Origin of the sequence: Halorubrum tebenquichense DSM 14210, from assembly GCF_000337415.1 — an archaeon.
Classification (GTDB): domain Archaea; phylum Halobacteriota; class Halobacteria; order Halobacteriales; family Haloferacaceae; genus Halorubrum; species Halorubrum tebenquichense.
In genome coordinates, this window is sequence record NZ_AOJD01000049.1 from 42,943 (window position 1) to 56,593 (window position 13,651).

Here is a 13,651-nt window from a genome sequence, read left to right on the forward strand (position 1 = left end):
AAGGCTCGCCTCGTGTCGGGCCGACGGGGCGTCTCCGGCGTCGAAGCCGAACTCACACCAGCCCGCCCACGGTGAACACGACGTAACAGCACGCCACCAGCGCGCCCGAGTGGAGCAGCGCGGCGTACTTCCCCCGCGCCGCCGTACCGGCGAACCACCCGGACGCGAGCACGGTCGCCTGCGTGACGACGTACAGCCGGAACCGCTCCAGTTCCGGATACACGCCTTCCGGCTCCGTCACCGCCTCCGACGCGGCCGCGAACTCCGCGAGCCGCGCGGCGTCGACCACCTGCGTGTTCACGACCGCGACGACGCCGGCGACGAGGACCGCCGCGGCCCAGCCGACCGCGATGTACGGCTGCATCGCCGAGCGGAGCGCGCGCTGCTCGCTGTACAGCCGCCCGACCTCGATCCGGAGCGTCTCGAACACCGCGTCGGCGTCGCCGCCGGCGTTCAGCGCCCCCGTGACGAGCCCGAGCGTCCCCGCCGCGAGCGGGGTCCCCACGCGGTCGACGAACCGCTCGATGGCGGCCGCGCGCACGTCGACCGCGGCCGCCTCCCCCGCCGAGCCGGACTCCCCGGTCACGGCCTCGGTCGCGGTCGTCGACCGCAGCGCGAACGCGAGGTCGGCCACGTCGTCGTCGAGGACGCCGAGGTCCGCCTCGCGCGCGACCGCGTCGACCGCCTCGGCGAGCGGCCGCCCCTGCGCGACGTGGCCCGAGACCGCGTGGACGAAGTCGGCCAGTTCGCGGTCCCTCGCGTCGTCGATCCGGGTGCGCCGCGCGGCGACGAGCCCGACCGGCACCGCGAACGCCGCGTACCCGAGGAGGGCGACGTTGACGAGCGTGTAGCCCGCGACCGCGAGCCACACCGCGAGCGCGGCGGCGGGTCCCGCGGCGACGACCGCCGTGCCCGCGGGGTTGCGCCCGGCGCTCGCGAGGACCGCCCGCGGGCTCGCGGGGAGGTCGTAGCTCGCCCGCTGACTCGGCGGGCGGAGCGTGCCGACCGCGACCGCGGCCGCGAGCCCGAACGCGACGAGGAACGCGACCGCGCCGTAGAGCACGACCGCGCGGGTCGGTACCACTCCGACGGGCGTCGACACCGGCGGGAGCAGTTCGGGGATCACGACCGACAGCGCGGTCGCGCCGATGACCAGCAGCGCCGGCAACACCAGCACGGCGACGAACAGCTCGGTCAGGAGTTCGAGGAACCGCCTGGCGCGCTTCCGGGCGCGGTCCTGCCGGTGGGATAACATTCGGCGCTCGGTCGCGAGGAACGCCGAGAGCGCCTCGTCGCCGGCCGCCGCGCGCTTCCGGAACTTGAGCAGGAACGGCGCGAGCAGCTCCCGGGAGGGGGTGTCGCGGGCGACGCGCCGCAGCCCCTCGTCGAGGCTCCCGGCGAGCCGGGCGGCGTTGAGCGCCTTCCGCAGCGAGGTCGCGGTCGCCCCGTACGCGTCGTCGTCGGCCGCCTTCCGGAGCATCGCCCGCGGCCCGTCGCTCCCCGAGGCGAGCAGTTCGAGGTACCGCACCGCCCCGGGGAGGGTGCGCTCGATGTCGGTCCGCCGCGTCGCGGCCACCCACCGGAGGTGGAGCCCGGCGGCCGCCACGGTCGCGCGCTTCGCGAGGAGCGCGACGCCGACCGCGACGAGCGCCGCGGCGCGGTCCGTGCTGAGCGGGCCGACCGAGTCGGGCGTCGGCGCGGGCGTCGCCGTCGGCCCGCCGGAGAGCAGGGCCGCGCCGAACCGAGCCTCGACCGCGGCCGCGACCGCGGGGGCCGCGCCGGCCGCGACGACGAGCGCCGGGAGGAAGACGGCGGCCGCGACGACCCACGAGAGGCCGTACGTCCGCGCGAGGTACGTCTCGAATCCGATATCGAGCGCGGTCCCGCGGTACCGCTTCCGGTCGGCGTCGTGGCGGCGGTCGCTCGCGTGCCGCGCGAACAGCGCGTAACAGACCCGGTCGACGACCGCCAGCCGGCCGCCGGTCGCGAGCGCGTCGTCCGCGCTCGCCCCGTCCGCGCCGGTCGCGCCAGTCGCTCCGGTCGTTCGCCGCCGGCTCACGACCGCCTCCGTCCCGCGGGGTCGTTCTCGCCGTCGTCGCCGTCGCGCCTGCCGCCGCCGCGGTCGTTACTCCGGCCCCTCGTCCGCGCGGCGCGCTCGACGGTCGCCGCCTCGTCGGTGCGCAGGTCGGCGAGGAACTCGAAGAGCGCCTCCGGGTCGTCCACGCCGTCGCGAACGAGGTACTCCACGTACCGCCGCTTCGACTCGAACTCGGCCGCGACCGCCTCGCGGTCGCGGTCGGTCCGGCTCGCGATCCGGTCGAAGACGCGGAACCGCGGCCCGGCCCCCGGGGCCTCGCCTCGACCGTCGCTCCCGCCCGGCGCGCCGGGGAACCGGAAGGTCCCGTCGCCGTCGCGCCACGCGACCGTGTTGTACCGGACGGACTCGTCGCCGACCTCGACGACGCCCGCGCCGCCCCGCTTCGGGTCGCCGCTCGGGCTCCGCTTCGCCTCCGGGTCGAGCCCCTCGTAGGCGACCTCCGAGAGCGGCTCGATCGCCCGGGAGACGTAGCGCTCCCCGTCGACCTGCCGGGGGAAGACGACGAGGTCGACCTCGCGCAGCAGGCGCGCGGGCAGGTCCCGCTCGCGCAGGCGGTCGGCGAGCGCCCCGATGTCCTCGGCGTGCGTCGTGCCGATCACGCCGTGGCCGGTCGCCAGGCTCTCGCCGAAGGTCTCGAAGCTCTCCGGGGTGTTGATCTCGGCGATGACCTCGACGTCGGGATTGAGGTAGTTGGCCTCGGTCATCAGCTCCGCCATCCCCACCGACTTGTACGCGTCCTCGTGGTCGCGGGTGGTGAGCGAGACGCCCGTCTCGTGGGGGAGCCGCACCTCGCGAGACCCCTCGTCGACGGAGACCGGTCGGGCGTCGAACGGGATGAACGGGGCGTGGGCGTTCAGCAGCGTCGTCTTCCCCACGCCGGTCGGCCCGGCGAAGAGGACGACGCCGCGGTGTTCGTACAGCAGCCACAGCAGCGTCACCAGCTCGACGGAGAGCGCGCCGCGCTCGACCAGGTCGACCGGCGTCAGCGCGTCCGCGCGCTGCTTCCGGATCGAGACGTGCGGGCCGCCCTCGGAGATGACCGGCAGCGCCACCGCACAGCGGATCGTCTGGGGGACCCCGTCGAGTTCGAGGTTCACCTTCGCGGAGGGCGTCGAGGCGTTCAGCTCCGTCCCGTCGCGGGCGGCGATGCCGGTGACGACGTTGACGAACGTCGTCTCGTCGTCGAACGACAGGTTCGTCGGCACGCGCTCCCCGGCCGTCGGCGGGTCGACGTCGGCTCCGGACCCTCCGCCCGCCGTCGCCTCCGCGGCCTCCGCCGCGTCCGTCGCCTCCGCCGCCTCCGACAGCACCGACGCGCGCGGGACGACCTTCACGCGCTCGCCGACGCGGTTCGCCTCCACGTCCTCCAGGTGCGGGTCGCGGATCGGGACCGTCAGGATCCCCTCGCCGACGAGGTCGCGCAGGACGTAGTACGCGAGGTCGTCGAGCCGGTCGCGGGCGTACCGCGAGTCGACCGGCGGCGCGGCCAGCCCCCGCTCCGCGAGCGCGGCCCGAGCCCGGTGGGCCGCCGCGTCGAGCCACGCCCGAGTGTTGCGCGCCGTGAGCCGCCGCGAGAGGAACCGCCGGGCGCGGGCGGCGACGAACGACTCGCGGTCCTCGACCACGTCGCTCACGGTCGTCTCCCAGATCCGCGACTTACACTCCTCGATGAGCGCCTCGTCGCCCGGAAGCAGGTCCGGCTCCAACACCGCGTACTTCGTCTCGAACGCGTCGGACCCGAGCAGCCGCTCGCGGTAGACGACCACGTCGACCGCGAGGCCGGCGAACTCGACCGCGTACTGCGCCAGCCGCTCGGCGGCGACCCGCTCGACGTAGTCGGCGTCCGCGTCGATCCCGGTCTCCAGCGGCGCGAACGTCTCGGTGTGGACCACCAGCTCGCGCTCGTCGCCCACGTCGGCGACCTCGATCCGGTCGTCCAGGGCGATCGGGGTGAGCTCGCCGAGCAGCCGGAACTCCCGCAGCGCGTGGTAGTCGATCCGGCGGCGCGCCGCCGCGCTGGCGTCGACCAGCCGGTCGATCGCCTCCGCGTACTTCGGGTCGAACCCCCGCTCGGCCCGCTCCACGACGCCGACCCGTGTGAGCGGGCGACGGTGTCGCACCGCGGAGAAGCGGTCGCGGACGCGGTCGAGGGCGCGCTCGTCGGCTGGCGACAGCGGCGGCTCGCGCACGTCGTAGCCGAACCGCCCGCCGTCGCGCTCGCGGACCGTCGCCACCACGCCCGGTGCCGACTCGTACTGCGCCCGGACGTCCGGCGCGTACCACGCCTCCGGGTCGCCCGGCGGCACGGGCGCGGGCACTGACTCGTCGCCCCCGCTCGTCTCCGCCCCGATCCGCAGCGTCGGTCCCTCGCTCACGGCTCGGCCCCCCGCGACGGCCGTGTCGTCGCGGCACTCGCGTCTCGGCTCCACGTCATCGTTCGATCCGCGGGTGACGGACGGGCCGATTTAAGCGTTATTTTCCGCTTCGAACCAGTTATTTCAGCGTTCGAAAACGTCTGCGCAAACGGTCGCGGACGGCGAAATCTGACCCGGGTCGGAGCCGTCGCAGCCGTGCGTCGAGTCGATATGGTACACTTTTCTTAACAGATAATTAATCGGTTTTGAAACAGATACTAACAGCGGTAACATTTCTATGATAGCTCGGTTTTTAACCGCGATTCGGCGGTATCATCTATTTGACGGACGATGTGTCTCTGAAGCCAAATTTTAATATCTATGTTGCCATGCCGTGACATACCTGTGTCAGAGAACAGCACACACGACGGCACCGGTACCGCAGCCACGGACCGAGACCCCTCGTCGCCCTCGGACCGCTTCGCGCCCGGAACGTTCTCGATCGCCGCACGCGATCCCGACACCGGCGCGTTCGGCGTCGCGGTCAGCACGGCCCTCGTCGGCGTCGGCGCGCTGTGTCCGTTCGTCAGCGAGAACGCGGCGGTGGCGACGCAGTCGTACGTGAAGGTGTCTCACGGCCGGAACGCCGTCGACCTCGCCGACCGGGGCGTGTCGGTCACCACCGCGTGCGAGGCGCTGCTCAAGGACGACCCGCACGACACCTACCGGCAGCTCCACGGCGTGACTGACGACGACGCCTTCCGGTACACGGGCGACGACTGCGTCGACTGGGCCGGCGACCTCGCCGGCGACGACCACACCGTCGCGGGCAACATGCTCGACGGCGGCGACGTGATCGAGGCGGTGAGCCGGGGGTACGCCGAGGCCGACGGGGGGTTCGCCGACCGGCTCATCGCCGGGCTGGAGGCCGGCCAGGCCGCGGGCGGCGACAAACGCGGAAAGATCAGCGCCGCGCTGCTCGTCGCGGCACCGGACCCGAAGCTATACCACAACCTGCGGGTGGACAACAGCGACGACCCGGTCGACGAGCTCAGAGCGGCGTACGACCTCGCCGTCGAGACCGAGGCGGAGCTGCCGGCGGTCGCCGAGGACCAGCTCGGGGAGTACCCCGACGCGATCGTCGACTTCGGAATCAAACGCTAACGAACAACGGACGCGACACTGACAATGAGCGATAGACCTACGGACGCGGAGAGTCGTATCGACCGGCGGCGGTTCCTCGTCGCCACGGGAATGGCGGGCGTCGGCACCACCCTCGCCGGGTGTTCCGGCGGCGGGTCCGGCGGCGGCGGGTCCGGCAGCGACGGCGGTGACGGTGGGTCCGGCGGCGCGACGGGACCGTCCGGCGAGCCACAGGAGGGGGGAACGCTCGTCTGGGGCCACAGCGAGGTCACCCAGGAACTGGACGTTCACCTGGCGCAGACGGCCGCCTCGTCGCGGTTCCTGAACAACGTCCACGAGACGCTCGTGGGGCTGAGCGGCGAACTGGAGATCTCGACCGCCCCCGACGTCACGCGTCCGGGGCTCGCCGCGGACTGGGAGATCAACGACGACCGGACCGAGTACACGTTCACGCTGCGCGACGGCGTGACGTTCCACGACGGGTCGGAGCTGACCAGCGCCGACGTCCGGTACACCTTCGAGCGGATCATGGACCCGGACGTGGGGGCCCGGTACAGCGGCGTCCTCACCGCCGTCGAGTCGATCGAGACGCCGGACGATTCGACGGTCGTCCTGTCGATGAGCGAGCGGTACAACCCGCTGCTCCGACAGCTGGCGTTCACCGGAACGGCGATCATCCCCGAGGGATCGGCCTCCGAGCAGGCCTCGAACCCGGTCGGCACCGGCCCGTTCGTCTTCGAGTCGCGACAGCAGGGCAACCGCGCCGAGCTGTCGGCGTTCGACGACTACTGGGGCGAGGGGCCGTACGTGGACACGCTCGAAGAGCGGACGATGACCGATCCCGACACCCGACTCACCGGCCTCACGGACGGGGACCTCGACTACATCAACGACATCCCGCTCGACGACATGTCCAGCTACGTCGACGGCGCGAACGACGCCGTTCAGACGTCGACGTGGCGGCCGCTCGCGTTCAACCACATGTACCTCCACAACGACCGGCCGCCGTTCGACAGCGTCAACTGGCGGCGGGCGATCGACTTCGCGCTCGACAAACAGGAGCTCGTGGAGGGGGCGCTGTTCGGGCAGGGAAGCACGCTCGCGACCCCGAGCTTCCCGAACAGTCCGTACCGGAACGACGACCTCGACCCCCGGCCGCAGGACGTCGAACAGGCGCGGTCGCTGATCGAAGACTCCGAGTACGGCATCGACGAGTTCGCCCCGATCGAGTTCAAGGTGACCACGAACTACCCGTGGCACGTCACGGCCGCGACGATCATGGAACAGCACTTCTCCGAGGTCGGCCTCGACGTCGAGATCCAGGAGCTCCAGTGGGGTGACTGGCTGACGCAGGTCACCTCGAACATGGACTACCGGATGGCGATGGTCAACTGGTTCGGCGGCTGGGAGCCGGCGCAGATGTACCGCGGGCTATTCCACTCGGAGGGGTCGTTCAACTCCTTCGCGTACGCCAGCGACGACTTCGACTCGGCGATCGAGAACGCCGAGACCGCGCCCAGCGAGGAGGAGGAAGTCGAGTACTACCGCGAGGCGCAGCGGGTCCTCCACGAGGAGGTCCCGTCGCCGATGCTGTGGTTCCGCGACGGGGCCATGGCGGCGAAACCGTCGGTCGGTGGCATCGACACGGTGCTGGCCCCGAACAACACCGAGGTGAACTTCGGCTCGGCGTGGCTCGACGAATGAGGTCGGCCATCGACGCCCAGTTCGCTCGCTACGCCGCCCGCCGCGTGGGATTGTTGGTCGTGTCGCTGCTCGGGGTGTCGGTCGTCACCTTCGGGATCGTCAACGTCCTTCCGGGCGACGTCGCGCTGCTGATCCTCGGTAACCGCGCGAGCCCGGAGCGGCTGGAGGCGCTCCGCCAGAGCCTCGGGCTGAACCGCCCGATCTGGATCCGGTATCTGGACTGGCTCGGCGGTGTCCTCACCGGCGACATGGGCGAGTCCCTGCGGTTCGGCGACCCGGTGGCGCGGCTTATCGTCCAGCGGCTGCCCGCGAGTGCGTTCCTCGCCGGTGCCGCGGTCGTGATCGCCGTCACGGTCGCCATCCCCCTCGGCGTCGTCGCCGGACAGGCCCGCAACACATGGAAGGACTTCACGACCAGCGTCGTGGCGTTCACTGGGATCAGCCTCCCCGACTTCTTCTGGGGACTGGTCCTGATACTCGTGTTCGCCGAGTTCTTCTCGGTGCTCCCGCCTTCAGGCTACGTGAACCCGGCGGTGGACCCAATAGGCGGACTCAGGCATGTGGCGCTCCCGGCGCTCTCGCTCGGCTTCGCGCTCATGGCGCACCTCACTCGCATGACCCGATCGTCGCTCATCGAAGAACTCCGGGCGGGGTACGTCAGGCTCGCCCGCTCGAAGGGGGTCTCGGAGCGCGACATCGTCTACCGGCACGCGCTCCGAAACGCCTTCTTGCCGGTGTTGACGGTGATCGGACTCCAGATCGGGTTCCTGTTCAGCGGGATCGTCATCATCGAGCAGGTGTTCGCGTACCCGGGCTTGGGTCGGCTCGCGTTCCAGGCGCTGTTGAACCGCGACACCACCCTCATCCAGGGGTCCGTGCTGACGATCGCGACGGTGTTCATGCTCAGTAACCTGATCGTCGACCTGCTGTACGCCGTCTTGGATCCGCGGGTCCAGACCGGGGGTGGTGCCTGATGGCCGCCGAGAGCGCGGACGCGGCGCGTTGGCTCACCGACGCCCGTCGCCGGAAGCTCGCGGACCTGTTCGGTCGGTACCGGTCGAACTCGAAGGCCGTCGCCGGGACGATCCTCATCGGACTGCTGATCGTCGTCGGGGTGTTCGGACCGCTGTTCGTCTCGCTGGAGCAGGCGAACGCGTTAGACGTCGCGAACCGCTTCCAGCCGCCCGGTCCGGCGCATCCGATGGGGACGGACCACCTCGGCCGGGACGTCCTCCTCCGGATCGTCCTCGGCGCGCGGATCAGCCTCTACATCGGCGGGCTGAGCGTCGGAATCGCGACCGCGGCCGGCGTCCCGCTGGGCGCGGTCGCGGGGTACGTCGGCGGCAACGTCGACGACACGATCATGCGGACGATGGACATTCTGATGAGCTTCCCGCCGATCCTGCTCGCGCTCACCGTCGTCGCCGTGCTAGGTCCGTCGCTGACGAACGCGATGATCGCGATCGGGGTGACGTACGTCCCGTACTTCGCCCGCGTCACGCGCAGCGAAGTCGTCTCCGTCGTCGAGGAGGACTTCGTCGAGGCGGCGCGGGCGCTCGGCGAGCGCGACAGCCGGGTGTTGTTCTGGGAGGTGCTGCCGAACGCCGCCGCACCGATCATCGTTCAGGCGTCGATCAGCCTCGCGTTCGCCATCCTCGCGGCCGCGGGGCTCTCGTTCCTCGGACTCGGGGCGCAGCCCCCGCAGCCGTCGTGGGGACTGATGATCAGACAGTCGAAACAGTACCTCGCACAAGCGCCGTGGATGGCGATCTTCCCCGGACTGGGGATCGCGACGACCGTCCTCGGTTTCAACCTCCTCGGGGACGGGATCCGCGACGTCCTCGATCCGACCATGAGCGCGGAACTGGGGGCCGAAAATGAGTAACGAACCGGCGTACACGCGACGGCGATCGGACGAATCGACGGCGTCCGCGGGGACGCCCCCAGACGACCGCCTGCTGACCGTCAGCGACCTCACCACGGTGTTCCACACCGAAGAGGGGATCGTCAACGCGGTCGACGGCGTCGACTTCCACCTCGACCGCGGCGAGATCCTCGGACTGGTCGGCGAGAGCGGTGCCGGGAAGAGCGCGACGGCGCGGTCGGTGCTCCGACTCATCGACGACCCGGGCGAGATCGTCGGCGGCCGCGTCGACTTCGAGGGAACGGACGTTCGGTCCCTCTCCGACGAGGGGCTTCGGGAGTTCCGCGCGTCGAACACCGGGATGGTGTTTCAGGACCCGACGACCACGCTGAACCCCACCATGACCGTCGGGAGACAGGTCGCCGAGGCGGTCCAGACGGCTCGGGGTCTCTCTCGGAGCGCCGCGAAGCGCGAGGCGGTCGACCTCCTCGACCGGGTGGGGATCCCCGACGCGGCGGCTCGGGCGAACGACTATCCGCACGAGTTCTCCGGCGGGCAGAAACAGCGGGTGATCGTCGCGATCGCGATCGCCTCGGAGCCGGACCTGCTGGTCGCCGACGAGCCGACGACCGCGCTCGACGTCACGATACAGGCCCAGATCCTGGAACTGCTTGACGACCTCCGCGAGGACCTGGGGATGTCGATCCTCTTTATCACCCACGACCTCGGCGTCGTCAGGGAGATCTGCGACCGGGTCGCGGTGATGTACGCCGGGAGCGTCGTCGAGAGCGGTCCGGCGGAGTCGCTGTTCAGCGACCCCCGGCACCCGTACACCAAGGGACTGCTCGCGAGCATCAACAGCGTCGACGACGGGACCGGACCGGCCGACCGGGACCGGCTCAACGTGATCGAGGGACAGATGCCCGACCTCACCGGGACCACGGACGCGTGTAAGTACGCGGACCGGTGTCCCGGCGCGACCGAGGAGTGTCGCGAGGCGCATCCCGACCTGGAACCCGTCCCGACCGATCCGGGGCGCTCGGTCGCCTGTTACCGACACGAACACGTCGGCGAGATGGCCTACGAGTACGACCACGAGTCGCGCTCGCTCTCGTGGCAGACCGACCGCGCGGACGGCCGTGGCGACGCCGGAGACGAGCCCGTCGTCGAGACCGAGGGACTGGTCAAACACTTCGACACCAGCGGTCCGATCGAGCGGTTCCTCGGCGATCCGGAGCCGGTCAGGGCCGTCGACGGGATCGACATCGAGATCGACGCGGGGTCGACCGTGGGGCTGGTCGGCGAGTCCGGCTGCGGGAAGTCGACCGCTGCGCGGGCGTTGCTCCGGCTCATCGAGCCGACCGACGGCTCCGTGACCTACCGCGAGACCGACGTCACGGCAGCGGGCTCGGACGAGCTCCGGTCGCTTCGCCGCGACCTCCAGATCGTGTTTCAGGACCCGCAGTCGAGCCTCAACCCCCGTCGGACGGTCCGACAGATCGTCCGCCGTCCGATGGACCTCCACGGGATCGGGTCGCAGGGCGACCGCGCCGACCGCGTGGCGGAGCTGATCGACGCCGTCGGCCTCGACACGTCGCACCTCGAACGCTACCCCCACGAGCTGTCCGGGGGCCAACAGCAGCGCGTCGGCATCGCGCGGGCACTGGCCGTGAACCCGGAGGTGATCGTCCTCGACGAGCCGGTGAGCGGACTCGACGTCTCGGTCCAGGCCCAGATCCTGAACCTGCTGGCCGACCTCCAAGAGGAACTGGACCTCGTGTACCTGCTCATCAGCCACGACCTCTCCGTGGTCGAGCACGTCTGTGACCGGGTCGCGGTGATGTACCTCGGGCAGATCGTCGAACACGGTCCCACCGAGGCGGTGTTCGACCCGCCGTACCATCCGTACACGGAGTCGCTCCTCTCGGCGATTCCGGGGTTGGAGCAGAACGAAGAGCGGATCGTCCTAGAGGGTAACGTCCCGGACCCGTCGAACGTCCCGTCCGGCTGTCGATTCCACCCTCGGTGTCCGCGCAAGATCGGCGAGGTCTGCGAGCGTGAAGACCCGACCGACCACGCGGTCGACGGCGAGACCATCGGCTGTCACCTCATGCGCGAGGAGTACGCCGACGAGGTCGACTGGGGCTCGGTGGACTGAATCCGCCCCGCGGCCCCCGGCGGACCGGAAGCGAACGGACAGCGTCCAATTGGGGGTCACGGCCCCGCGGCCGGTGACTATTTGAGTGAATTCGCACAACAACCGATCGCATGCCGAACGACCCGCAGGCCCCGGTGAGCGTCGTGCTGCCGACCCGCGAGTGGACGCCCGCCTGCGCGGAGCTGGCGGCGCAGATCGGCCCGGCGGACGAGTTCGTCGTCGCCTGCGACGGGCCGAGCGATCCGGTCGTCGACGCGGCCGAGGGGACGGCCGCGACGGTCGTCGTCGCCGGGGAGCCGACGGGCTGTTCGGCCAAGTGTAACGCGCTGGCGGCGGGGGTAGAGCGCGCGAGCCGCGACCGGCTGGTGTGTACGGACGCGGACTTCGAGCACGGCGAGGAGTGGCTGGCGACCGTCCGGCGGCTGCTCGCGCGGCTCCCCGAGGGCCACGTGCTCTCGACCGCGCCCGTGCTGGCGACCGAGGGCCCGGTCGGGAAGCTGTTGGAGCCGTCGAGCGCCGTGGGCGTCGCGACGAGCGTCCGGTTCGACTCGGGCGTCTGGGGCGGGACGATGGCCTTCCGGCGCGGCGAGGTCGACGTGGAGGCGTACGTCGCCGACCTCCGGCGGACCGCGGGCGACGACGCGCTGTTGGCCGAGCGCGTTGACGGGATCGAGACGGCGCGCTCGCTCGTGCGGGAGATGCCGGTCGACGGGACGCTCCGCGGGACCCTGAACCGGCGGGTGCGGTGGACGCGGATGGGGCTGTACCTCGACCCCGCGGGGATCGCGACCCGCGCGCTGCTGCCGCTCGCCGTGATCGCCGGGACCCTGTTCGCGCCGTTCGTCGCCGTCCCGCTGGTGACGGGGGTCGCCGCCGCGGCGTACGCGGCGCTCGGCGTCCGCCGCTGGACGTTCCTCCTCGCGGTGCCGGGGTACGCGCTGGCGCTCCTCCTGCTCTGTTACGGACTCGCCCGCGACGAGTTCGAGTGGACCGGACGCCGGTACCGGTGGGAGTCGCTGTACGACGTGACCGTCCTCGACCCGGACACGGAGTGAGCCCGCCGCCGCCCCATCGGCCGCTCCTCGGCGTCGGTTCTGTCACCGCAGCAATGTTTCAACCCCCGAGAACGAATCCGAACACCGCTGGTCGTCTCGCCCGGATTGTCCATGATAATCCGTCCGAATTGTCAGCGATAACAACCAATTTATACGCCTCTCCGTAACCGGCAGTCCACGATTCAATGAGTCCCTCACTGTCCGCCGTCGCACAGCGCACCTTTCTCCGGTACCAGCATTTCCTCGTGTTTCTCGCCCCGCTCGCGTTCGTCGCCGCGGTGTACGGTTTCGCGCCGACGCCGGCCGACGCCGGCGTGGGGTACTGGACCGAGTACTGGTGGCTGTTCGTCGCGTTCGTCATCGGAGCGACAATCGTCAACACCGTCGGGATCAGCGGCTCGGCGCTGTTCGTCCCGTTCCTGATCTTCGTCTTCCCGCTCGTCGCGTACCCGCTGGAACCGACGACGCTGGTGAAGATCGGACTCATCAGCGAGTCGTTCGGCCTGTCGAGCTCGTCGCTCGCGTTCATCCAGTACGGGCTCGTCGACCGGCGGCTCTCGCTGTCGCTCGTGTTGGGCGGCGTCCCCTTCGTCGTGGGCGGCGCGCTCCTCTCCTTTGTCATCCCCGAACCGGTGTTCCACGCGCTGTTGGGAATCGCGCTGCTCGCGGCCTCGTACCTGTTGTTCAAAGCCAATCTTGGTCACGACGATCCGACGGCGGGCGGGGACGGCGAGGAGGTCGCCACGGACGGCGGGCAGTCGGGCGACCTTCCCGACGACCCGAACAAGCTCGGGCCCGCCGGCGTCGAGACCGACGAGTCCGGTACCGTCACCCGCGTCGACCGCGACGGCGACGACTACGTCTACTCGCGGGGCGGCTACCTCGAACGGTTCCTCAACTACAGCGTCGGCGGCGTCTTCCAGGGGCTCGCCGGGTTCGGGATCGGCGAACTCGGGATCATCTCGATGCTCCGCACGCAGGTCCCGGTCCGCGTGGCGATCGGCACGAACCACATCGTCGTCGCGACGACGGCCGTGCTCGCGTCCGTCGTTCACGTGTTCGGCGGCGGGCTGGTCGGCGGTCACGCGATGGACCTGACGACCACTCCGTGGAACATGGTCGTCTGGACCGTTCCGGCGACGACGCTCGGCGGGCAGATCGCGCCGTACGTCTCGACGGCGCTGAACACGGGGACGATCAAGGCCGGCGTCGGCGGGCTGTTCGCGATCATCGCCGTCGCGCTGTTCGGGATGGCCGGCGGCGGGATCTGACGGC

9 protein-coding genes are annotated in these 13,651 nt (G+C 70.8%); 7 read left to right on the plus strand and 2 right to left on the minus strand.

Annotated features, from left to right (window positions below):
* Positions 1 to 52: 52 nt before the first annotated feature.
* Positions 53 to 2,059, minus strand: coding sequence for a type II secretion system F family protein (locus C472_RS08760; RefSeq protein WP_006629465.1), 2,007 nt, complete (start codon positions 2,057 to 2,059; stop codon positions 53 to 55).
* A complete protein-coding gene (locus C472_RS08765; RefSeq protein WP_049906476.1) occupies positions 2,056 to 4,473 on the minus strand; it encodes a type II/IV secretion system ATPase subunit in 2,418 nt (805 codons plus the stop codon). The genes C472_RS08760 and C472_RS08765 overlap by 4 nt, the downstream gene beginning before the upstream one ends.
* Positions 4,474 to 4,857: 384 nt before the next feature.
* Between C472_RS08765 and C472_RS08770 the strand changes: the two genes are divergently transcribed.
* The 7 genes from C472_RS08770 (at position 4,858) to C472_RS08800 (ending at position 13,647) form a co-directional block, all read left to right on the plus strand.
* A complete protein-coding gene (locus C472_RS08770) occupies positions 4,858 to 5,616 on the plus strand; it encodes a DUF1028 domain-containing protein (RefSeq protein WP_006629467.1) in 759 nt (252 codons plus the stop codon).
* A 24-nt stretch (positions 5,617 to 5,640) separates the two neighbouring features.
* Complete coding sequence (locus tag C472_RS08775) at positions 5,641 to 7,299, plus strand: ABC transporter substrate-binding protein (protein ID WP_241432962.1); 1,659 nt, start codon at positions 5,641 to 5,643, stop codon at positions 7,297 to 7,299.
* Positions 7,296 to 8,273, plus strand: a complete 978-nt coding sequence (locus C472_RS08780; RefSeq protein WP_006629469.1) for an ABC transporter permease — start codon at positions 7,296 to 7,298, stop codon at positions 8,271 to 8,273. The genes C472_RS08775 and C472_RS08780 overlap by 4 nt, the downstream gene beginning before the upstream one ends.
* Positions 8,273 to 9,184, plus strand: a complete 912-nt coding sequence (locus C472_RS08785) for an ABC transporter permease (RefSeq protein WP_006629470.1) — start codon at positions 8,273 to 8,275, stop codon at positions 9,182 to 9,184. Before C472_RS08780 ends, C472_RS08785 begins: the two co-directional genes overlap by 1 nt.
* Positions 9,177 to 11,321 (plus strand): ABC transporter ATP-binding protein, encoded by a 2,145-nt coding sequence (locus C472_RS08790; protein WP_006629471.1) that lies wholly within the window; start codon positions 9,177 to 9,179, stop codon positions 11,319 to 11,321. The genes C472_RS08785 and C472_RS08790 overlap by 8 nt, the downstream gene beginning before the upstream one ends.
* Positions 11,322 to 11,431: 110 nt before the next feature.
* Positions 11,432 to 12,376, plus strand: coding sequence for a glycosyltransferase (locus C472_RS08795; RefSeq protein ID WP_006629472.1), 945 nt, complete (start codon positions 11,432 to 11,434; stop codon positions 12,374 to 12,376).
* Positions 12,377 to 12,561: 185 nt separating this feature from the next.
* On the plus strand, positions 12,562 to 13,647 hold the full coding sequence (locus tag C472_RS08800) for a sulfite exporter TauE/SafE family protein (RefSeq protein ID WP_049906470.1): 1,086 nt from the start codon (positions 12,562 to 12,564) through the stop codon (positions 13,645 to 13,647).
* Positions 13,648 to 13,651 lie beyond the last annotated feature (4 nt).

Excerpts from the sequence above, each read along its gene's own strand:
- C472_RS08790 (WP_006629471.1), top strand. The coding sequence starts at position 9,177 with ATGAGTAACGAACCGGCGTACACGCGACGGCGATCGGACGAATCGACG.
- C472_RS08775 (WP_241432962.1), top strand. The coding sequence starts at position 5,641 with ATGAGCGATAGACCTACGGACGCGGAGAGTCGTATCGACCGGCGGCGG.
- C472_RS08800 (WP_049906470.1), top strand. The coding sequence starts at position 12,562 with ATGAGTCCCTCACTGTCCGCCGTCGCACAGCGCACCTTTCTCCGGTAC.
- C472_RS08795 (WP_006629472.1), top strand. The coding sequence starts at position 11,432 with ATGCCGAACGACCCGCAGGCCCCGGTGAGCGTCGTGCTGCCGACCCGC.
- C472_RS08785 (WP_006629470.1), top strand. The coding sequence starts at position 8,273 with ATGGCCGCCGAGAGCGCGGACGCGGCGCGTTGGCTCACCGACGCCCGT.
- C472_RS08780 (WP_006629469.1), top strand. The coding sequence starts at position 7,296 with ATGAGGTCGGCCATCGACGCCCAGTTCGCTCGCTACGCCGCCCGCCGC.